This window comes from Pseudomonas sp. Y3 TE3536 (genome assembly GCF_053629175.1).
In genome coordinates this window covers 4,117,441-4,138,818 of sequence record NZ_JBRJHU010000001.1, presented here as the reverse complement: position 1 = coordinate 4,138,818, position 21,378 = coordinate 4,117,441, and the positions used below count along the sequence as shown (strand labels likewise).

20 protein-coding genes are annotated in these 21,378 nt (G+C 62.7%); 16 read left to right on the top strand and 4 right to left on the bottom strand.

Annotated elements, in window-relative coordinates; translation table 11 throughout:
* Nucleotides 1-15 precede the first annotated feature (15 nt).
* The 5 genes from AB7M33_RS18730 to AB7M33_RS18710 all read left to right on the top strand — a co-directional run bounded on the left by AB7M33_RS18730 (nt 16) and on the right by AB7M33_RS18710 (nt 7,098).
* Nucleotides 16-1,503 carry an aldehyde dehydrogenase family protein gene (locus AB7M33_RS18730; protein ID WP_454243275.1) on the top strand — a complete coding sequence of 496 codons (1,488 nt, stop codon included), beginning with the start codon at nt 16-18 and terminating at the stop codon, nt 1,501-1,503.
* A 188-nt stretch (nt 1,504-1,691) separates the two neighbouring features.
* The gene (locus AB7M33_RS18725) at nt 1,692-3,002 is read left to right on the top strand and encodes a hypothetical protein (protein WP_454243274.1); all 1,311 of its coding nucleotides are present in this window, start codon (nt 1,692-1,694) and stop codon (nt 3,000-3,002) included.
* Nucleotides 3,003-4,155: 1,153 nt separating this feature from the next.
* The gene (locus AB7M33_RS18720) at nt 4,156-5,295 is read left to right on the top strand and encodes a tyramine oxidase subunit B (RefSeq protein WP_454243273.1); all 1,140 of its coding nucleotides are present in this window, start codon (nt 4,156-4,158) and stop codon (nt 5,293-5,295) included.
* A gap of 29 nt (nt 5,296-5,324) precedes the next feature.
* Nucleotides 5,325-5,747: a RidA family protein gene (locus tag AB7M33_RS18715; protein WP_454243272.1), complete on the top strand. Its 423-nt coding sequence runs from the start codon at nt 5,325-5,327 to the stop codon at nt 5,745-5,747.
* 55 nt (nt 5,748-5,802) lie between these two features.
* The gene (locus AB7M33_RS18710; protein ID WP_099430884.1) at nt 5,803-7,098 is read left to right on the top strand and encodes an NAD(P)/FAD-dependent oxidoreductase; all 1,296 of its coding nucleotides are present in this window, start codon (nt 5,803-5,805) and stop codon (nt 7,096-7,098) included.
* Nucleotides 7,099-7,105: 7 nt separating this feature from the next.
* Here AB7M33_RS18710 and AB7M33_RS18705 read toward each other — a convergent pair whose 3' ends face one another.
* Nucleotides 7,106-9,229 (bottom strand): TonB-dependent receptor family protein, encoded by a 2,124-nt coding sequence (locus AB7M33_RS18705; RefSeq protein WP_454243271.1) that lies wholly within the window; start codon nt 9,227-9,229, stop codon nt 7,106-7,108.
* Nucleotides 9,230-9,448: 219 nt separating this feature from the next.
* Between AB7M33_RS18705 and AB7M33_RS18700 the strand changes: the two genes are divergently transcribed.
* A complete protein-coding gene (locus AB7M33_RS18700) occupies nt 9,449-9,691 on the top strand; it encodes a DUF1654 domain-containing protein (RefSeq protein WP_027596110.1) in 243 nt (80 codons plus the stop codon).
* A gap of 6 nt (nt 9,692-9,697) precedes the next feature.
* Nucleotides 9,698-10,390, top strand: coding sequence for an endonuclease (locus AB7M33_RS18695; protein WP_454243270.1), 693 nt, complete (start codon nt 9,698-9,700; stop codon nt 10,388-10,390).
* Between the two features lie 3 nt (nt 10,391-10,393).
* Here AB7M33_RS18695 and AB7M33_RS18690 read toward each other — a convergent pair whose 3' ends face one another.
* Both AB7M33_RS18690 and AB7M33_RS18685 read right to left on the bottom strand, forming a co-directional pair.
* Nucleotides 10,394-10,819, bottom strand: a complete 426-nt coding sequence (locus AB7M33_RS18690) for a GTP pyrophosphokinase (protein ID WP_027596108.1) — start codon at nt 10,817-10,819, stop codon at nt 10,394-10,396.
* 177 nt (nt 10,820-10,996) lie between these two features.
* On the bottom strand, nt 10,997-11,566 hold the full coding sequence (locus AB7M33_RS18685) for an SPOR domain-containing protein (protein ID WP_027596107.1): 570 nt from the start codon (nt 11,564-11,566) through the stop codon (nt 10,997-10,999).
* Nucleotides 11,567-11,907: 341 nt separating this feature from the next.
* Between AB7M33_RS18685 and AB7M33_RS18680 the strand changes: the two genes are divergently transcribed.
* The 5 genes from AB7M33_RS18680 (at nt 11,908) to AB7M33_RS18660 (ending at nt 16,412) form a co-directional block, all read left to right on the top strand.
* On the top strand, nt 11,908-12,426 hold the full coding sequence (locus tag AB7M33_RS18680; RefSeq protein WP_027596106.1) for a TRAP transporter small permease: 519 nt from the start codon (nt 11,908-11,910) through the stop codon (nt 12,424-12,426).
* A complete protein-coding gene (locus AB7M33_RS18675) occupies nt 12,426-13,709 on the top strand; it encodes a TRAP transporter large permease subunit (RefSeq protein ID WP_027596105.1) in 1,284 nt (427 codons plus the stop codon). Before AB7M33_RS18680 ends, AB7M33_RS18675 begins: the two co-directional genes overlap by 1 nt.
* Before the next feature lie 27 nt (nt 13,710-13,736).
* On the top strand, nt 13,737-14,732 hold the full coding sequence (locus AB7M33_RS18670) for a TRAP transporter substrate-binding protein (RefSeq protein WP_454243269.1): 996 nt from the start codon (nt 13,737-13,739) through the stop codon (nt 14,730-14,732).
* A 50-nt stretch (nt 14,733-14,782) separates the two neighbouring features.
* On the top strand, nt 14,783-15,586 hold the full coding sequence (locus AB7M33_RS18665) for a carbon-nitrogen hydrolase family protein (RefSeq protein WP_099428864.1): 804 nt from the start codon (nt 14,783-14,785) through the stop codon (nt 15,584-15,586).
* A gap of 64 nt (nt 15,587-15,650) precedes the next feature.
* Nucleotides 15,651-16,412, top strand: a complete 762-nt coding sequence (locus AB7M33_RS18660) for an HpcH/HpaI aldolase family protein (protein ID WP_454243268.1) — start codon at nt 15,651-15,653, stop codon at nt 16,410-16,412.
* A gap of 248 nt (nt 16,413-16,660) precedes the next feature.
* Here AB7M33_RS18660 and AB7M33_RS18655 read toward each other — a convergent pair whose 3' ends face one another.
* Nucleotides 16,661-17,560: a LysR family transcriptional regulator gene (locus tag AB7M33_RS18655; RefSeq protein ID WP_252824981.1), complete on the bottom strand. Its 900-nt coding sequence runs from the start codon at nt 17,558-17,560 to the stop codon at nt 16,661-16,663.
* Between the two features lie 112 nt (nt 17,561-17,672).
* Here AB7M33_RS18655 and AB7M33_RS18650 point away from each other — a divergent pair, with 112 nt between their 5' ends.
* Genes AB7M33_RS18650 through AB7M33_RS18635 form a run of 4 tightly spaced genes read left to right on the top strand, consistent with a single transcriptional unit; the run spans nt 17,673 to nt 21,362 of the window.
* The gene (locus tag AB7M33_RS18650) at nt 17,673-18,341 is read left to right on the top strand and encodes an RraA family protein (protein WP_027596100.1); all 669 of its coding nucleotides are present in this window, start codon (nt 17,673-17,675) and stop codon (nt 18,339-18,341) included.
* A gap of 47 nt (nt 18,342-18,388) precedes the next feature.
* Nucleotides 18,389-19,456 (top strand): TRAP transporter substrate-binding protein, encoded by a 1,068-nt coding sequence (locus AB7M33_RS18645; protein ID WP_454243267.1) that lies wholly within the window; start codon nt 18,389-18,391, stop codon nt 19,454-19,456.
* A complete protein-coding gene (locus tag AB7M33_RS18640; protein ID WP_454243266.1) occupies nt 19,453-20,088 on the top strand; it encodes a TRAP transporter small permease subunit in 636 nt (211 codons plus the stop codon). Before AB7M33_RS18645 ends, AB7M33_RS18640 begins: the two co-directional genes overlap by 4 nt.
* Nucleotides 20,082-21,362, top strand: a complete 1,281-nt coding sequence (locus tag AB7M33_RS18635) for a TRAP transporter large permease (protein ID WP_027596097.1) — start codon at nt 20,082-20,084, stop codon at nt 21,360-21,362. Before AB7M33_RS18640 ends, AB7M33_RS18635 begins: the two co-directional genes overlap by 7 nt.
* Nucleotides 21,363-21,378: the final 16 nt, after the last annotated feature.

Below are 21,378 nucleotides of genomic sequence, written 5' to 3'. Positions count from 1 at the left end.
GCCTCAGGAGCCAGCATGAGCGACATTACCCTTCTTCCCGCGGTCACGGCATTCTTGGCCCGCCAACATGGCGTGTTCATTCACGGCCACTCCATCGCCAGCCAATCCGCCTCGACCCTTGCCGTGGTCAACCCGGCCAATGGCGAAACCCTCGCGCGCATCGCCGATGCCAACCAGGCCGACATTGACCATGCCGTGAGCTCGGCGCGCCAAGGCTTCAGCACCTGGTCGCGCACCACCCCGGCCGCCCGCGCCGGCGTGCTGTTCAAGCTGGCCGACCTGCTGGAAGCCAACCGCGAAGAATTGGCCCAGCTAGAGACCTTGCAGTCGGGCAAGCTGATCGGCATCGCGCGCGCGTTCGAGGTAGAGCAGGCCGCGCATTTCTTGCGCTACTACGCAGGCTGGGCCACCAAGATCACCGGCCAAACCATCACCCCGTCCCTGCCCTCGTTCGCCGGTGAGCGCTACAGCGCCTTCACCCTGCGCGAACCGATCGGCGTGGTGGTGGGCATCGTGCCGTGGAACTTCGCCACCATGATCGCCATCTGGAAGCTGGCCTCGGCGCTGACCACCGGCTGCAGCATCATTCTCAAACCCAGCGAGTTCACGCCCCTGACGCTGCTGCGCATCGCCGAACTGGCCAGCGAGGCCGGCCTGCCGCCGGGCGCCCTCAACGTACTGACCGGCGGCGGCCTGGTGGGCAAGGCGTTGGTCGAGCACCCCGGTACCGACAAGGTCTCGTTCACCGGCTCCGTGCCCACCGGCATCGCCGTCGGCCAGGCCGCCATGGGTGCCAAGCTGACCCGTGCGACACTGGAACTGGGCGGCAAGAACTCGGTAGCGTTCCTGCCCGATGTAGCGCTCGACAAAGCCGTCGACGGCATCATTGAAGCTGGCTTTCTGCATTCCGGGCAGATCTGCGCCGCCGGTGAGCGCTTCTTCGTCCACCGCTCGCGCATCGACCCACTGCTTGACGCACTGTGCCAGCGCCTGGGCCAGCTGAAGGTCGGTTCGCCGCTGGATGAGTCGACCCAGTTCGGCCCGGTAGCCAACAAGCCACACCAGCAGAAGCTGGCCGAATTGTTCGCCACCGCACGCGCCGAAGGCAGCCAGATCATTCATGGTGGGCACATTGGCGATGGCCCAGGCTGCTTTGTCGAGCCGACGGTGATTCTCGCCAAGGGCGCCAGCGACACCCTGCTCAACCAGGAAACCTTTGGCCCGGTGGCGACCTTCTTGCCGTACGACGACGAAGACGAACTGTTGCACCTGATGAACGCAACGCCCTACGGCCTCAGCGCCAGCCTGTGGACCAACGACCTGGGCAAAGCCATGCGGATGGTCCCGCAAATCCAAGCCGGTACACTGTGGGTCAACATGCACACCCTGCTCGACCCCGCCGTGCCTTTCGGCGGTATCAAGGCCTCCGGCATCGGCCGCGAGTTCGGCTCGGCGTTCATCGATGACTTCACCGAGCTCAAGTCGGTGATGATCCGTTACTGAAGCGCCCTGCTGCATGCACCTGGCCAAGGCGGGCAAGCGCCTTGGCAGCCACGAACAAGACCCCACCCAGCCATCCACGCACTAATAGGCCGTCGCAGCCAACCGCGACGGCGCCTCGCCTCCACGAGGCTGCCCCCGAACAACAAAGGCCGCCTTGCGAGGTGCCGAGAACAATCGAGGGAAGTGCAATGTTCAAACCGCAACGGCTGTCCACCCTGGCCCTGGCCACGCTGCTGGCCAGCCAGGCCGCGCCGGCCTACGAACTCTACGCCGACGAAGACAGCCACGTGAATGCCGACATGCTCGCGGTGTGGGGCATGTTCAACAGCCGCAAGAATTATGACGGCACTGCCGGTGGCTCGACCTGGCGCGAGGGCTTCATCAAGTATGGCCTGAGCGGTGACCAGGGCCTGGCAGGCAACGGCAGCCTTTACGGCGCCTTGAACTGGGTGAGCTCCGCCACCTGGGGCGATGGCGATGCCGCCGGCAACACCGATGGTTCCGAGCGCACCACCAAGATCGAAGACGCCTACCTGGGCTGGCGTTCAGGCGACCTGCTGCCCTGGCTGGGCAAGGATGGCGTAGACCTTTCTGGAGGGCGGCAGGTGGTCCGCCTGGGCAGCGGCTTCCTGATCAACGACGACGGCCCGAACCTGGGCAACGGCGTGGCCGACGGCCACCTGGACCGCGGCGGCGCCTACTACTTGGCGGCGCGTCACGCCTTCGACCGCACCGCAGTACTGCGCCTGGGCGGGCAGGATGGCCTGCATGGCAGCCTGCTGTGGCTGAAGTCCGATAACCGCGCGCAGGCCGAAACCGAACTGGCCGCCGGCACCCTGGACTACACCCATGCTCTGGGCACCTTGGGGCTGACCTGGGTGCACGGTATCGACGTCACCGACCAATGGGCCAGCGCGTTTCAGAAAGCGCGTGAGGGCATGGACGTCTACAGCCTGCGTGGCGAAGGCAACGCCGGCATCGACAATGCCAGTTTCGCCTTCGAATACGCGTGGCAAGACAAGCAAGGCGGCCCGGAAAAAGCCTGGTACCTGCAGGCCGGCTATACCTTCGCCGACCTGCCTAGGGCACCCCAGGTGACCTACCGCTACACCCGCTACTCGGCAGGCTGGGACGCGCTGTTCAGTGGCCTGTCCAGTGGCTATGGCACCTGGTTCCAGGGTGAGGTTGCCGCCAACTACGCCGGGCCCTTCAACAGCAACACCGGCATCCACCACGTCGGCGTGAAGGCGACCCCGCTGGAAAACCTCACGGTCGGTGCGCTGTATTTCGACTTCGACACGGTGCGTACCCGCGACAGCCTCAACCTCGATGCCCGGGAACTCGACCTTTACCTGGAATGGGCGGTCAACGACCACCTGATCATCAGCCCGCTGATGGGCCTGTATCAGCCCCGCAAGGACGAGCGCAACGGCGGCAATCAGGTGGGCGGCAACGGCACCAACGTCTACAGCCAGCTGACAGTCGCGGTGCCGTTCTAGATCAGCACATGAACCACTGTAGGAGCAGCCTTGTGCTGCGAAGAGGCCGGTGAAAACACAGTAGATCTCCGCTGCCTTCGCCGGCCTCTTCGCAGCACAAGGCTGCTCCTACACAAAGCTCAGCCGTGGCACGGCAGGTCAAATTGCCTGGCACGCTGACAGTCGCGGTGCCGTTCTAGATCAGTACATGAACCACTGTAGGAGCAGCCTTGTGCTGCGAAGAGGCCGGTGAAAACACAGTAGATCTCCGCTGCCTTCATCGGCCTCTTCGCAGCACAAGGCTGCTCCTACACGAAGCTCAGCCGTGGCACGGCAGGTCAAATTGCCTGGCACGCTGACGGTCGCGGTGCCGTTCTAGATCAGCACATGAGCCACTGTAGGAGCAGCCTTGTGCTGCGAAGAGGCCGGTGAAAACACAGTAGATCTCCGCTGCCTTCATCGGCCTCTTCGCAGCACAAGGCTGCTCCTACACGAAGCTCAGCCGTGGCACGGCAGGTCAAATTGCCTGGCACGCTGACGGTCGCGGTGCCGTTCTAGATCAGCACATGAGCCACTGTAGGAGCAGCCTTGTGCTGCGAAGAGGCCAGTGAAAGCACTGTAGATCTCCGCTGCCTTCACCGGCCTCTTCGCAGCACAAGGCTGCTCCTACACAAAGCTCAGCCGTGGCACGGCAGGTCAAATTGCCTGGCACGCTGACAGTCGCGGTGCCGTTCTAGATCAGTACATGAACCACTGTAGGAGCAGCCTTGTGCTGCGAAGAGGCCGGTGAAATCACAGTAGATCTCCGCTGCCTTTGCCGGCCTCTTCGCAGCACAAGGCTGCTCCTACACAAAGCTCAGCCGTGGCACGGCAGGTCAAATTGCCTGGCACGCTGACAGTCGCGGTGCCGTTCTAGATCAGCACATGAGCCACTGTAGGAGCAGCCTTGTGCTGCGAAGAGGCCGGTGAAAACACAGCAGATCTCCGCTGCCTTCGCCGGCCTCTTCGCAGCACAAGGCTGCTCCACACAAAGCTCAGCCGTGGCACGGCAGGTCAAGTCGCCTGGCACGCTGACGCAAGACGGCCTGCCGCTCGTTAGCGAAACTGACACCACGAATGACAGCCCCCGCCCACAAGAACAAAACCTGACAACGGCCGCCTTGCGAGACCCGCCATGACCCTCGATACCCGCATTGACTTCATCTACCTATCCGAACAGGACATGATCCGCGCCGGCGTGACCGACATGCCCGCCTGTGTCGATACCATGGAAGAAATGTTCGACCTGCTCTACCAGGGCGACTACCGCATGGCCGGCCCGAACAACGACTCCCACGGCGCGATGATCACCTTCCCCGAACAATCGCCGTTTCCGCACATGCCAAAGCCGACCGCAGACCGTCGCATGATGGCCATGCCAGCGTACCTGGGCGGCAACTTCCGCACCGCGGGCGCCAAATGGTACGGCTCCAACATCGCCAACCGCGAAAAGGGCCTGCCACGCTCGATCCTGATGTTCACCCTCAACGACGCCGACACCGGCGCCCCACTGGCACACATGTCGGCCAACCTGCTGTCGGCGTACCGCACCGGCGCCATCCCCGGGGTTGGTGCGCGCCACCTGGCCCGCAAGGACGCCAAGGTCATCGGCCTGGCCGGGCCGGGCGTGATGGGCAAGACCACGGTTGCCGCGTTCATGGCGGTGTGCCCGCTGATCGACACGATCAAGATCAAGGGCCGAGGCCAGAAGAACCTGGATGACTTCGTTGCCTGGGTCCAGGCGACGTTCCCGCAAATCACCCGCATCCAGGTCGTGCAGACCCTGGAAGAGGTGGTACGTGACGCCGACCTGGTCAGCTACTGCAGCTCGGGTGAAGTCGGCGACCCCAGCACTTACCCGCTGGTGCGGCGCGAGTGGGTCAAGCCCGGTGCGTTCTTGGCCATGCCTGCCCCGTGCAGCATTGATGACGGCATGGAGCGTGCGGACGTGCGCAAGGTGGTGGACAACACAGGGCTGTACCAAGCCTGGTTCGAAGAACTGCCCAAGCCTGCGCACAACCATGTGCCGCTGGTAGGCGTGCGCTTCATGGACATGATCGCCGAAGGCAAGCTGGACGCCGCGCAGGTCGAGGACATCGGCAAGATCATCAGGGGTGATGCGCCAGGCCGTCTGAACGACGACGAAATCATCCTCATGTCGGTGGGTGGCATGCCTGTGGAAGACGTTGCCTGGGGCACCGTCGTGTACCGCAACGCGCTCGAGAAAGGCATCGGCGTGAAGCTCAATCTCTGGGAAAAACCTGTCCTTAGCTGACTCCTCAACCACTCAAAAAAGGCTCCCCCATGACGCAGATCACCAAACTGAAAACCGGCTCGAAATTCGAAGACCTGGCCAGCTATTCCCGCCTGGTGGCGGTGGACAACTGGGTACACGTCTCCAACACCGCTGGGCGCAACCCGCAGACCCAGGTCATCCCTGAAGACGTGATCGAACAGACCCACCAGGTATTCGCCAACATCGAAACCGCCCTGGCGGCAGTCGATTCAGGGCTGGGCGATGTGATCAGCTCGCGTGTGTTCATCCAGGACCCGGCCGACGTGCCAACGGTCATGGAAGTGATCGGCGAAAAATTCCGAGGCATCGACCCGGCCACCACCGTCACCTGCCCGCCCCTGGGCTCGACCGTCTACAAAGTCGAGCTGGAAGTGACGGCGTACCGGGGGGCTTCGCGCGCGCAGGTCACGCTGATCCGCCTGGGCGAGTAATGCGCCGCCAGCCTTGAACCGCAACATTCCGTTCACACTGCCGCCGAGTGAAGCCATGTCCCCCGTCATCGACCCTGTGCACACCCCTACCACCCACCCTCAGGCCACGAGCGTGGTGATCATCGGGGGAGGCATCATCGGCCTGACCGCGGCCCTTACCCTGGCCGAACGCAACATCCCCGTGGTGCTGCTGGAGAAGGGGCGCCTTGCGGGTGAGCAGTCGTCGCGCAACCTGGGCTGGGTGCGCAAGACCAACCGCCATGCGCACGATATTCCGTTGGCCCTGGCCGCCGACCAACTGTGGGCGAAAATGCCGGAACGGGTCGGCAGCGATGTCGGCTACCGGCAAGCAGGCATCATGTTCATCGGCCGCAACGACACGCAGATGGGCATGCACGAAAGCTGGCTCAAGAGCGTCGAGCACCTTGGCCTGGACTCTCGGCTGCTCAGCAACAAGGAGATTGCCAACAAGGTGCCCGGCGGCCGTGCCGACTGGGCCGGGGGCATCTATACCGCCTCGGACGCGCGCGCCGAGCCGACCCTGGCCGCCAGCGCCATCGCCCGTGCAGCGATCGCCAAAGGCGCGGTGCTCGTGGAAAACTGCGCGGTGCGCACGCTGGTCACCGCCGCTGGCAGGGTCAGCGGCGTTGTCACCGAGCAAGGCGAGATTCGCTGCGACCAGGTATTGCTGGCCGGCGGCTTGTGGTCTCGCAAGTTTCTCGGCAACCTCAATATCAACCTGCCCACCCTGCCGCTGACCTGTTCAGTACTGCGCACCCACCCGCTGGACGGCCCGACCGACATTGCCGTGGGCGCACCGGACTTTTCCTTCCGCAAACACAAGGATGGCGGCTACATCATTACCCAGCGCGGGGCGCTCGATGCGTTCCTGACCCTGGACCACCTGCTGCTGGGCAGGCGTTACCTGCCGCAACTGCGGGCACAGCGTGACTTTTTGCGCATCAGCTTCGGCAAGTACTTCTTCAAGGACCTGGCCCTGGCCCGGCGCTGGGGCCCGTCGCAGGTGACGCCCTTCGAGCGCGTCAGGGTTCAGGACCCACAGGCCAACACGGCATTGAACGATGAAGCCTTGCGTAACCTGAAGGCAGCCTGGCCAGTGTTCGAGCAGGCCCGGATCGCCTCCGCCTGGGCAGGCACTATTGACGTCACCCCAGACTCAAACCCCGTGATCGGCCCGGTGCCGGCCATTCCCGGCCTGACCTTGGCGACCGGGTTTTCCGGGCATGGCTTCGGCACCTCACCGGCAGCGGGCCAATTGGCGGCGGACCTGGTTTCGCAGTCCCCCACGTTGATCGACCCGAGCCCCTATCGGTTCGAGCGGTTTGCATAGCCGTGCTTCAGCGGAACTGATACTCCAACCCGGCGCCCGCATACCACGACCGCCCCGGCGCAGCTTCGTAGTAGCGTGCGTTGCCGTCACCCACAATCACCGACCCCACATACTGCCGATCAAACAGGTTGTCCAAGCGGATCAGCTGGTGGAACGTCCACGGCCCAGCGTGCTGTTCGAAGCGCGTCCGCCAGTTGAAGACGGTATAGGCCGGCGCCGGTTTTGCGGTATTGCTGTCCTCCACATACACCTTGCTGCGGTACTGCCCTTCAACCCCCATGCTGACAAACGTCGCTGGCTTCCACACGAGCTCGCCGAACAGGTTGTCGAGCGGCACGCCCGGCAGGCGGTTGCCATCCTCGATGGTCTGCGTGCCTTGGGCGAAATCTTCGGCGTAGCGGGCATCGGTGCGTGTGTACACCACGGTCGTCTGCCACTGATCGCTGAGGTCACTGTGCAGGCTCGCCTCAAACCCGCGGCGCAAGGTCTTCCCGGCGTTTCGGTAACTGGTACGGCCGTCGGTGGCGCTGGCCACCACGATTTCGTCTTCCGTATGGATTTCGTAAACCGCGGCGTTGAGCCGGGTACGTTCGCCGAGCCGGTATTTGACGCCCACTTCATACTGGGTGCTGGAGGCTGGCTTGAGCCCGAAGTTAAAGCGTTCAACCTGGCCAGGGGCGTACGCCATTTCGGCCTGGGTCGGGGTCTCGAAACCCTTGCCGACACTCACGTAACCACGCACATCCGGCGTAAACGCATACATCACCGACAGCGACGGCGTGTTCTGCTGGTACGTCTTCTTGCCACTGGAATCGCCATTGGCCAGGTAGTGGTCATCGACGCGCATTTGCATCGAGCTGTGGCGCAGGCCAAGGTCAGTGGTCCAGTTGCCAAGTTCCCAATGCGCCTGGATGTATGGGTCCAGGCTGGTGGCGGTGTCTTGCTCGTCACGCCGCAGCTCACCTTTGACGCCCAGCGTGTCGCCGCTGAAATTCTGGTAGCCGCGGCGGTCGTCCTTGCTCTGGTCATAGTCGGCGCCAACCGTGACCGTGAGGTTGCCGGGGGCGGCTACAACCGGCTGTATCCAGCGCAAGGTGCCGCCATGAAATGCACGGTCGAAATCCACGACACCACCGCCACGCTGGCTGTTGGAGGCCACTGTCTTCGGAATGGACAGGTACTGCACGACGCTACGCTGCCCCGCGTAGAGGTTGAACTGCAACGTGGCATCGCCGAAATAGCGCTCGTAGTTCATGCCCAACTGCTGATGGTCGATGCTCTTTCGGGTGTTGTAGAGGTCCGCCACCGCCGCGGTGGAGCGAGGGTCATGTTTATAGGCGTCCCAGGTTTGCCCCAGCGGGTCTTGCGTGTTGTTCTGTTCGAGGCTGCTGTAGATCAGCGCCAGGCGCGAGTCAGCGTCGGGCCTTACGTGCACCTTGGCGAAGGTCTGGTCGCGGCGGGCGGCGCTGTGGTCACGGTAACCGTCGGTGTCCATGCGCGATGCATCGAGCACGAAGCCGGCGGTTTCGTTGCCACCCTCGGCCGACAGGTGATTCTTGTTGAAACCGTCGCTGCCAAAGGTGGTTTCGGCCCCTACCCTTGCAGGCCCCTGCCCGTCCCGGCTGAACATCTGGATAACGCCGCCGGCGTTGCTCCCGTACAGGGTCGCTGCGGGGCCGCGCAACACCTCGATGCGATCGGCCACATCCAGGTTGAGCGAGGCGGCCTGCCCCTGGCCGTCTGGCGTACTGGCCGGGATACCATCGCTCAGCAGCTTGAGGCCGCGAATACCAAAGGCCGAACGTGCGCCGTAACCCCGCGATGACACTTGCAGGTCTTGAGCATAGTTCTGCCGGTTTTGCACCACCAGGCCGGGCACCTTGGTCAGCACTTCTGAAAGATTGACGCCCAACTGGCCGTCGGTCCCGTGGGAAAGGTCCACGGTATCGATCGAAAAAGGCAGGTCGAAACTGCCGGTTGGCGCGTAGGCGCCAGTGACCACCACCGGGTCGGTGATCAGCACATCGACTGCCTCGCTGCTGGCATGGCTCAACGGGCTGATGCTGCCGGTCAGCAACAGGGTCAGGCCTGTGCGCAAAGGGGCAGCTCGATGCAAACGGAATGGGTACATGTGAAGCTTCCTGAAGCTTGGGCCTGACCGATTTCGCGTCATGCCCAAGGCGTCACTGCTGTGTCCAGGCACAGAGCGCGCGAATGATAGCGGAGAGGTGATGGCACAGATGGTACCAATCCTTCACCTCGGCCACACACACTTTTGCCTCACAGGCAGTTGCGAATTTACTTACGGTGAAATACTGTACGCACATACAGCAAAAACAAGGAAATGCCTGTGGCCAGCACCTCCTCAGCAACACCGAGCAGCTATGAACAATTGGGCGTACGTATCCAGAAGATCATCAACAGCCCCACCGCCCAACGCAGCCGTGCAGCGCTGATCTTCCGCCTGGAGCAAGAGTCCCCGGATGACTGGGAGACCCTGCTCGAAGAAATCGCCGAGAACGACAACGTCACCCTCGCCCATCGCGACGATGGCGGCGTGCAGATTTTCTGGACCGTGCCCAAGGAAGACTGACTGCGCATGAGAGTTTCGCTTTTCGCTGCAGCCTGCCTGCTGTTGTCCACCCCGTTCGCCCATGCCGATGCCCCACGCACGTTCCAGGAGGCCAAAAAGGTCGCCTGGAAGCTGTACGCGCCACAATCGACGGAGTTTTATTGCGGCTGCAAGTACAATGGCAACAAGGTTGACCTGGCCTCTTGCGGCTATACGCCGCGCAAGAATGCCCAACGGGCTTCGCGCATCGAATGGGAGCACATCGTGCCGGCCTGGCAGATCGGCCACCAGCGCCAGTGTTGGCAGGACGGTGGGCGCAAGCAGTGCTCGCAGCACGATGAGGTGTACAAGCGCGCCGAGGCCGACCTGCACAACCTGGTGCCCAGCATCGGTGAGGTCAATGGCGACCGCAGCAATTTCAGTTTCGGTTGGCTGCCTGAGCAGCAGGGCCAGTACGGCAGTTGCCTGACCCAAGTCGACTTCAAGGCCAAGAAGGTCATGCCACGCCCTTCGATCCGCGGCATGATCGCACGCACGTACTTCTACATGAGCAAGCAGTACAACCTGCGCTTGTCGAAGCAGGACCGGCAGCTGTTCGAAGCGTGGAACAAAACGTACCCGCCGCAGGTATGGGAGCTGCAGCGCAACCAGCAGGTGGCCTGCGTGATGGGGCGCGGCAATGCGTTTGTTGGGCCGGTGAACCTCAAGGCCTGCGGCTGAGGCTCAAGCCAGTGTCTGCAGGTAGGCGCTGGCCTCCCGGTAACGGGCCAGCCGCGCCAGGTCGGCGGGACCAGGAACTGGGATGCGCGAGAGGTCGCTGTTATCGGCCAGGTCGGCCAGTTTGACGGTGCGCGCCAACGGGTCGCCACCAAGGCGCTGGACGAAGTCTTGGTAAGATTCGCCATCACGCCGGCTCAGCGCCAGCAGCGCGGCAAGAATTTTCAGTGCAAAGCCTTCACGCGCCAAGTCGGACAGGGTCATCGGCGTGTCTTCAATTACATCATGAAGCACTGCGACGATCCGCTGCTCGGGCGTGGAAACCCGCATCATCACACGTAGCGGGTGCAGGATATAGGCCGCCCCACCCTTGTCGTATTGCCCTTCATGCGCCCTGGCAGCCACGGCAATGGCCCGCTCCAGTGTAGACATGAGGCCCTCCCCGTTCAGCTCTCCCAGTGCAAGCATAGCCCGCACGGGCATATACGCCCAGCCTTTGTAGGCGCAGCCTTGTGCTGCGAAGAGGCCGGTGCAGACGCCCTGTATTCAGGTGGCTGCACCGGCCGCTTCACAGCACAAGGCTGCGCCTACACGGTGTGGGTTGCGGGGTTAGCGCTGGGCGCCATGCTGGATGACCACCGAATCGGTGCCCAGCTTGGCCATCACCTCGGCCTTGCGCGCCTCGGCTTCTTCCTTGGTCGGGAATGGCCCCATCAGCACCACCGGCTTGCCGTTGCGGTATTCGACCGAAGACGGGATGCCCTTCTCGATCAGGCGCGCCGTCATGTCGCTCAAAGCGCCCATGTTCGCCCCCTGCACCACTTCGACATCCCAACCTTCTGGGGCCGGCTCACCGGCCAGCGCCTCGGCGCGGCGCTGCAAGTCGGCACCACCGCACAGCTCGCGGATACGCAGGTTGTTGCCGCTGTCGTCGACGATGATCTCGTATTGGCCATCACGCTTGATCGCCACGTAGCTGCGGTAGGCTTCGTACTGCCCGGCGTCGTCCTTGCCGCGGACTTGGCCGCAGATGGTGCCATGAGTGTCGATCCGCACGTTGCCGAACTTGGCAGTCTTGGGGTTGTGCAGGTGCTCGGCCACCTGTTTGTGCACGCCTTCGACTTCGTTCTCACAGCCCGCCAGGGCGAGCACTGCCATTACCACAGCCAGTTTGCGCACGCGTGTACCTCCAGATTCGAAGGGGCGGATTCTAGCATGCCGCTCCCGGGCAAGGACCGCGACCATACGTTACACCCTGCTACCGCGATGCGCCGACCACGGGCCCCTGCGCAGCCACGGCCCGGGCACTGATCGCCATTTCTTATCCCCCTGATAAAAAACTTGAGGCAGCCGAAACCGGGCGTTTCAGACAACAATCCAGGCAGTCGTACGACGACGTATGTCCAATAATAAAAAGGTGACCCCATGCCCCGCTCACACCTACAGGTGGATGTTGCTGTCCGCGCTCTCGCACCAAGCGCTTTCGGCGCTCCCTGGGCAGCTCTGCTCCAGGAGGCGCCATGAAAACACTGATCGATAGTTACTTTCTGGTTCTGAAAACGCTGGTGATCGCCTGCCTTGTGGCCATCACCTGCCTGATTTTCACCAATGTCGTGCTGCGCTATGGCTTCAACTCGGGCCTGTTCTTCAGCGAAGAGATCTCCCGCCTGGCATTCGTATGGCTGGTGTTTGCCGGCGCCCAACTGATGCTTCACGAAAACGGCCACATCGGTGTCGACATCGTCACCCGCCGGGTTTCGCCTGGTGTGGCCAGGTGCCTGTTGGCACTGACGCAACTACTCATGCTCTACGTGACCTGGCTGTTCCTTGACGGCAGCTGGAAGCAGACCGTGATCAACCTGCATGTCGGCGCCCCCTCCACCGGCATTTCCATGGCCTTGTTCCATGGGGCGGGCCTGGTCTTTTGCATCCTCAGCGGGCTACTGATCTTCACCCAACTGGTCAGAAACCTGATGGGCACCCTTCCCGCGCACACCCCGGCCGAGCCCTCGGCAGCCGAACACGGAGCAGTCGAATAATGGCCCTGTCAGTCTTCGTCGGCGTGCTGATGGCCGCCATCTTGATCGGCGCCCCCATCGCCTACGCCCTGATCCTCTGCGGCGTGGCCCTGATGTGGCTGCTGGGCCTGTTCGATGGCCAGATCATCGCGCAAAACATCATCAATTCGGCAGGCAGCTTCCCCCTGTTGGCCATTCCGTTATTCATCATCGCTGGCGAGGTCATGAACAGCGGTGGCCTGTCCAAGCGCATCATCAAGCTGGCTATCACCCTGGTCGGCCACCTGCGCGGCGGGCTCGGCTACGTCACCATCTTCGCCGGCGTGCTGCTGTCCAGCCTGTCCGGTTCGGCACTGGCCGACGCCGCCTCGTTAACCGCCCTGCTGCTGCCGATGATGGTCCTCGCCGGCTACAACCGCGACCGCTCCGGCGGCCTGATCGCCTCGGTATCGGTGCTTGGCTCAATCATCCCGCCCAGTATCGGGTTCGTCGTGCTGGGCGTCGCGTCCGGCCTGTCGATCACCAAGCTGTTCCTGGCCGGCATCGCCCCCGGGCTGATGATCGCCGCCGCGCTGGTCGTGGCATGGTGGCTGATGTCGCGGCGCAACACCGACGTCGAACTGAGCCCGAAGGCCAGCGGCAAAGAGCGCCTCAAGGCTTTGGTCGACAGCTTCTGGGCATTGATGCTGCCGGTGATCATCGTGGTCGGCCTGCGCTTTGGCGTGGTCACCCCCACCGAGGCCGGCGCGGTGGCCAGCGTCTATGCACTGCTGGTGTCGTCGTGCATCTACCGCGAACTGAGCCTCAAGTCGCTCAATGACCTGCTGCTGCGCGCCGGCAAGACCACCGCCGCCGTGATGTTCCTGGTCGCCGCCGCCTCGATACCGGCCTGGATGATCACCATCGCCGATATCCCCGGGCAGATCATCGACCTGATCCAGCCGGTGATGGACAACCCGCGCCTGCTGATCGTGGTGCTGATGCTGTTGATCCTGGTGATCTCGATGGTCATGGACCTGACCCCGACCGTGCTACTGCTCGCCCCCATCCTGGTACCGGTGGTGACCGCAGCGAACATCGACCCGATCTACTTCGGCGTGCTGTTCATGATCAATTGCTCGATTGGCCTGATCACCCCGCCCGTGGGCACAGTGCTCAACGTGGTCTGTGGCATCGGCAGGATGCGCTACGAAGCGTTGCTCAAGGGCACGTTCCCGTTCCTGATCGCCGAAGTCATCGTGCTGTTCCTGCTGGTCATCTTCCCCGAACTGGTCACCGTCCCTGCCCAGTGGTTTGGCCACTGATCCCCACAACAATAAAAGGTACACAGCATGAAGAAGCTCGCCGTCATCGCCGCCCTGTTGCTTTCCAGCAGCCTGAGCATGGCCGCCGACTACAACGCGCGCGTGATCAAATTCGCCGCCACCAGCCCCAAGGGCACGCCACCGGCCATCGGCATGGAGCTGTTCGCCAAGAAAGTGCAAGAACGCAGCAATGGCAAGATCAAGGTGCGCACCTTCCCCAATGGCGTGCTGGGTGGCGACGTGCAGGTGCTGTCGTCGCTGCAAGGTGGCGTAGTGGAAATGATGACCTGGAACGCCGGGCTGATGATCAACCACGTCACCGACTTCGGCATCCTCGATTTCCCGTTCCTGTACACCGACACCGCCAAGGTGGATGCCATGCTCGATGGCGAAGTGGGCAAGATGCTCACCGATCAGTTGCCGGAGAAAAACCTGGTAGGTCTGGCGTTCTGGGAGCTCGGCGTGCGCAACCTGACCAACAACGTGCGCCCGGTGCAGAACCTTGAAGACATCGCGGGCCTGAAGATCCGTGCCCAGCAATCGCCGTTGTTCCTCGACGTGTGGGCGGCGTTGGGCGCCAACCCCACCCCGCTGCCCTTCACCGAGGTGCACACGGCGCTGGAAACCGGCACGGTGGATGGCCAGGAAAACCCGGCGGCGTTGATCCTCGCCTCGCGCTTCAACGAGGTGCAGAAGTACCTGAGCCTGACCCGGCACAACTACAACCCGCAGATCGTGCTGATCAGCAAAACCTTCTGGGACACCCTCAACCGCGACGAGCAGCAACTGCTTACCGAGGTCGCCCAGGAAGTGCGCCTGGAGCAGCGCCGGATCTCTCGCGAGGCCGACATCAAGGCTATCGCCGACCTGCGCAGCGATGGCATGCAGGTTAACGACCTGCCGGCCGAAGAGCTCGCACGCATCCAGGCCAAGATCCGCCCTGTGGTCGACAAGTACGCCGCCCAGATCAACCCCGAATTGGTCAGCAAGGTCTACCAGGCCATGGGCTACCAGGCGCAGTGACGCTACCCGCGCCGCCCCCGCGGCGCCCTCTATTGCCAATAAGGAACAGCATGAAAATCTCCGTCGCCCAGATTCACCCGGTGGCCGGCAACCCGGCGCGCACCCTTGAAAAAGTCGCCGAACTGGCACGCCAGACCGCCGCCGAAGGTTCACGCCTGATCGCCTTCGCAGAATGCCTGATCACCGGTGGCGCCTTCGACAGCCGCGAAGACCTCGAGCGCGGCGCCATCACCCTCGACGCCCTGGCGCCATTGCTGCAGGTATCGGCACAGAGCGGCATCCTGATCGTGGTCGGGTTTTACGAACGGCATGAGGCCTCGGTCTACAACACCGCCGCGCTGATCGGCCCGCAGGGCATCGTCGGCCTGCACCGCAAGCGCCATTTGCCATTCATGATCGGTGACCGCTTCACCGACCGCCCCAGCGAGTGGACACCGCCGGTATTCGACACCGAGATCGGCCGTATCGGCTTGGCCATCTGCTATGAAATCCGCTTCCCCGAGGTAGTGCGCACGCTGGCGCTCGAAGGCGCCGACATTGTCGTGCTGCCCGCCGCGTGGCCCGAGCAGGCGCGCATGCTGCCGGACATTTTCAGCACCGTCCGCGCGGCAGAGAACATGGTCTATTTCGTCGCCCCCAACCGCAACGACATGGATGAAGGCATGCAGTTCATCGGCACCAGCCACATCATCGAACCTTCCGGCAAGACCTTGGTACGCGCAGGGCTCGAAGACGGTGTGTACAGCGTCGAGATCGACCTGGCCAAGGCCCGCAACAAATCGCTGATCCGCGACCCTGGCGTGTTCGAAGTGCACCCGTTCCGCGACCGGCTGCCCGAAACCTACCGCATCTGATACCCGCCAAAGGCAGACCTCAAGCATGAACCCAAACACCCCAAACACATCGCTGAAGGCCCGCATGGCACGCGGTACCACCTTTGGCATGAACATCTACAGCACAGCCTGCATGGCCATCGAAGTGGCCGGCAACTGGGGGCTGGACTTTGTCTTCATCGACGCCGAGCACACTGCGCTGGGTGTCGACAGCCATATGGAAAAACTCTTGCTGGCCGCCAACAGCGCCGCCATCCCCGGCCTGGTGCGGGTGCGTGGCACGCTGGAGTGGGACATTCGCAAGGCGCTGGAAATGGGCGCGGCGGGCGTGATCGTGCCGCAGGTGCATACCGCGGCGCAGATGCGCGAGATCATCCGCTACAGCAAGTTCCCCCCGCTGGGGCGCCGCGGCGGTGACAGCTCGGTGCGCTCGGCAGGCTACGCCGGGCCTGGCTTCGACTGGGCCACGTATACCCAGGCAGAGAACACCCGCAGCGTGATCGTGCCGATGGCCGAGAGCTACGAGTTCTTTGACAACATCGATGAAATACTCGATGTGGAGGGGATCGACGCCGTTCACTTCGGCCCTGCCGACTACTCCCTGTCGCGACAACTGCCGGTCGACTACCGCCTGGGCAACCCGGAAGTGCTGCAACGCTTGCAGTTGCTGATCGCGAAATGCCACGCCCGCTCGATCCAGGTGATGGTGCCGTGCTTCCCCGCAGACCAGGCCACGGCGCAACGCTTGATCGAAATGGGCAGCGACATGCTGTTGATGGGCAGTGACCTGTCCTGGCTGAACCAGGCCGGGCAACAGATAGCGGCCGTGAAACACGCATTGGCTTAAATGCCGGCCGGCCAGGGTGCATGTGCCCGGCCGGCCCTATTGCTGCCTTATAAAAGCGACTAACAAGGTTTTATACGAAAAGTATGGTCATCCATCATTGTGGGAGCGGGCTTGCCCCGCGATCTGCCGCAACGCGGCAGCAAAGCCTGAATTCGCGGCGACTTTGACGCTAGTCGATATCGGGTATGGGAGCGCTTCGCACTCCATCGCGGGGCAAGCCCGCTCCCACAAAACTTTTCGTACAGAGCCTAATCAACCAGAAAATTCTGTTTGACCAAGGTCGCGCGAATAATCGACACCAAGGTGTCGAGTTGCATATCCGGGCGTTCGGTCAAATACGACAGGCAGAACTTGGCTGGCGGAATCGGCGGATCGCACGGCAAGGTCTTCAACATATCCACGGCCAACATGTCGCGAATCAATGGCACCGGCAAAATACCAATGGCATGCCCCGCCGAGACCATCTTGGCAATAAAGGCCAGCGAATTGCTTGAATGAAAGGCATGGCTGACCGAGCCACTTTCTTTCAGCCAGCGGTCCACCACTGAATACAGTGTCGAGGGCGCACTGTGGGTCACGATCGAATATTGCCGGGCATGCTCCGCCAAAAAAGGCCCCTGGGCCACGTCCAGGTGCCGCGCGGCCACCCACTGGAATGTCATCCAGCCGAGAAACACATCGGTCACATCCTCACGCGTGGCCGGGTTGGTCAGCAGCGCGATGTCGAGTTCGTGATCGTTCAGCTTGCGGTTGAGCACGGCGCCGACGTCGATGGAAATCTCCAGGGTGATCTCCGGGAAGTGCGCCTTTATATCGCTGATTACCGCGGTCAGCCCGACCATGGCCGAGCACTCGTCCGCGCCCAGGCGCAAACGCCGGTGCTTTTTTTGCTGCGCGGCAAATTGCTCGAGTTGGGTGCTGTTGTTAAGCACCTGTTCGGCATGGCGCAAGGCGGTATGGCCGTCTGCGGTGAGGCTCATGCGCTGCTTGCTGCGGTCGAACAACTTGACGCTGAGCAGCGATTCCATTTCCTTGATCCGCGCCGACACCGCAGGTTGGGTCAGGTGAAGATGGCGGGAGGCCGCGTGAACACCCCCAAGGCGGGCGGTCCAGTAGAACGCCTCGATCTGCATCAGCGTAATACGCATGATAAAAACTGCTCCGGTAACTGCTTACGGATTTTTATTATCGACCGTTCGGCGTGCTTGTTAGGATGACCGAAACCCTTCGAAAAAGCATCCGGCATAACAAGAACTTCCTATGTATATTATCGAAGCACTGCCCGCCCCGATCAGCGCCACCGAACTTGAAGTACTGATCAACGCCGAACCGGCAACGATCGGCCACTTCATTACCCACGGTATTGCCAACCCCCACATCAAGGCCCACTTTCAGAATGTGCGGGCCGTCGGTACTGCGGTCACCGTGAGGATGCCCGGCAACGATGGCGGGATTTTGCACTACGCCATGGGCTGCGTGCGCCCAGGCGACTTCCTGGTGGTAGACCGCTGCGGCGAGCGCATAACCGCCGCACTGGGCGGCGCCATGGCGTACGCCGCCAAGCAGGCTGGCGTGGCCGGGATCATCGTCGATGGCTATGTCACCGACCTGGGCGAAATCCGCGAGCATGGCGTGCCTGTGTGGTCTCGCGGCGCCAGCGCGATCACCACCCGCGTGATCGGCCAGGAGGGCGAGTTCTGCACGGCCATCCAATGTGGGGGGGTGATTGTCCACCCCGGCGATGCGGTGGTGGCCGACGAAAACGGCATGGTGTTTCTGCGCCCGGGCCAGGTCATCGAACTGGCTCAGCGTGCCATCGACTTCCAGCGCAACGAAAAGCACACACTGGCGCGGTTGGCCAAGGGTGAGAAGTTCCCTGATATCGTCGGCTCGCGGTCGACCATCGAGGCTGCGTCCCGCCCACGCTGACTCAACATCGCCTGAAGTAGCTCCCGAACAAGAACAAGAGGACTACCGTGAAGTTCAGCCCCCTGCTCATCCCCCTGGCGCTCGGCGCGCTGCTCAGTAACTCGCCTGCGTTTGCGGACACGCCTGCGCCGCAACAAGCGCCACCTGTGATCCGCTTCAACGTGGTCGGCGGTGGCAGCCACAACTACACGTTCCGCGCGGTTGAACAGCCGTTCTGGAACCAGACGTTGCCAGCACAATCGCAAGGCAAGGTCACCGCGCAGTTGCTGGGGTTGTCGGAGAGCGGCCTGAAGGGCCCGGAGATCATTCGCCTGATGCGTTTTGGCGCAGTCGATATCGGCATGGGCGTGTTCGCCTTCGTGGCCGGCGACGATGCCACCTTCGAGGGCGTGGACCTGCCCGGCCTGGCCGATACTATCGACACTGCCCACACCATCGCCGACGCCTACAAGCCGGTGCTGGAACAACGCATGGCCGAGCGCCACGGCATCAAGCTGCTGGCCACCGTGCCGTATACCGCGCAGGTGTTCTTCTGCCGCGACGCCGTGCACGCGCTGGCCGACCTGCAGGGCCGTAAAATCCGCACACGCGGGCGCAACATGGCCGAACTGGTCAAGGCTATCGGTGCCGCGCCGGTCACTCTGCCCTTTGCCGAAGTGGTGACCGCCATGCAGACCGGCGTCATCGACTGCGCCATCACCGGTATTGGCTCTGGCAATGCCGCCAAGTGGTACGACGTTGCAGGCTACCTCTACAACCTGCCCGTCGATTGGTCGATCGGCTTTTATGGCATCGGCCTGAAGCGCTGGCAGCAACTGCCGCCCGAGGTGCAGCAATTGCTGCAGGCGCAATCGCAGGTGCTGGAGGATACCTTGTGGCGCGAGACCGCCAATGAAAACCGCTATGCCGAAGCCTGCAATGTCGGCAGCCCTGATTGCCAGATTCACCACCCCGCGCACATGACCGCCTCGGCCCCGACCGCCAGCGAAAAACAGGCGCTGCGCCAGGCTGCGCTGCACATCGCCAATGACTGGGGCAAACGCTGCGGCGGCCCTTGCGTGGCGCGCTGGAATGCCACCGTGGGCGATGCCATCGGCATGCGCCTCGCCCCATGAGCTACCTTGCCCCGGAGACTACCGACATGCACACCGCCCGCTCAGGCATGGGTGTCATCAACACCATTGCCAAAGCCAGCACCTGGGTCGGCGGCTTCGCCCTGCTCGCCTGTGCGTTGCTGATCAGCATCGACTTGATCTTGCGCAAGGCCCTGGGTGTTTCCCTGGGCGGCGCCGATGAAATGGCCGGGTACGTGCTGGCGATCACCAGCGCCTGGGCGTTTCCGGTCACCTTGCTGAAACGCGCGCACATACGCGTGGACATTCTCTACACGCGCCTAGGCCTACGGCCCAGGGTGGCACTCGACCTGTTCGCCCTCACCTGCATGGCGCTGCTGGTCAGCACCTTGGCCTACCACGCAGGGAACGTGCTGTGGGACTCCATCGAATACCGCTCGGTATCGAACACGCCCTTGCAGGTACCACAATGGATACCCCAGTCGCTGTGGTTCGCCGGCTACCTGTTCTTTGCCCTGACCCTGGCGAGCCTGGCGATCACCTGCCTGGGCCACTTGCTGAAGGGCCGCTGGCACGCTATCAGCACACTGATCGGCATCAACTCGGTGGAACAGGACATCCAGGCAGAACGTTACCCAGACAGCACCACGGGCAAGGAGCGCACGCCATGCTGAGCCTTACCCTGTTCATGCTGCTGGCGCTATTGGCGTTGAGCGTTGCCGCCGCCGTCAGTGTCGGCCTGCTGGGAATGTCGCTGTCGCAGCTGTTCTCGACGCTGCCGTTGAGTAGCGCCATGGGCGAGATCGCCTGGAACACCAGCAGCGAATTCCTGCTGGTGGCGATCCCTTTGTACATCCTGATGGGTGAGCTGCTGGTGTGTTCAGGCGTCGCCGGGCGCATGTACCAGGCCGTCGAGAAGTGGCTGTCGTGGTTGCCGGGTGGCCTGATGAATTCGAACATCGGCGCCAGCGCACTGTTCGCCACCACCAGCGGCTCCAGCGTGGCGACCGCTGCTACCATTTCGACCCTGGCCATCCCCGAACAGGAACGCAAAGGCTACAACGCGCCGCTGTTTCTAGGCTCGATTGCCGCCGGCGGCACGCTGGGCATCCTGATTCCGCCCTCGATCAACATGATCCTGTTTGCCTTGATCGCCAACGTGTCAGTGCCCAAGCTGTACCTGGCCGCGACGCTTCCCAGCATCATCCTGAGTATGCTGTTCATCGCACTGATCGTGGTGGCGTGCCTGATTCGGCCACAGTTGGGCGGCCGCAAGGAGACTACCCGCTGGGCCGAGCGCCTGGCCTGCCTGCCTGACCTGCTGCCGCCGCTGGCCATCTTCGCCCTGGTGATTGGTTCGATCTACAGCGGTTTCGCCACGGCCAGCGAATCAGCCGCGCTGGGGGTGCTGAGTGCCTTTGGCCTGGGCCTGTGGCGCCGGGCATTCACCTGGCAAAGCCTGGGCCAGGCGTTCGAGGCTACCCTGCGCACCACCGGCATGATTATTTTCATCACCCTGTCGGCGTTCTTTCTCAACTTTGTGCTGGCATCCATCGGACTGACCACCACACTGGTCAATTTTGTCACCGACCTGAACCTGTCGCCGATGGCCACACTGCTGGCGATCATCCTCTTCTACATCGTACTGGGCTGTTTCATGGACACACTGGCCATGCTGATCACCACCGCGCCACTGATCGTGCCGATTGTCGTCGCCTTGGGCTTCGATCCGCTATGGTTTGGAGTGGTGTTGATCGTGTTGTGCGAGATGGGCCAGATTACGCCGCCGTTCGGCATGAACCTGTTTGTGGTGCAGAGCATTCGTGGGCGGGGCAACTTCATGGACGTGGTGTACGGCGCGCTGCCGTTTTGCCTGGCGTTACTGGTGCTGATCGCGCTGTTGATCGCTTTCCCGCAACTGGCACTGTGGTTGCCGGCGGCTTTCTAGCAGGCAATAAAAAAGG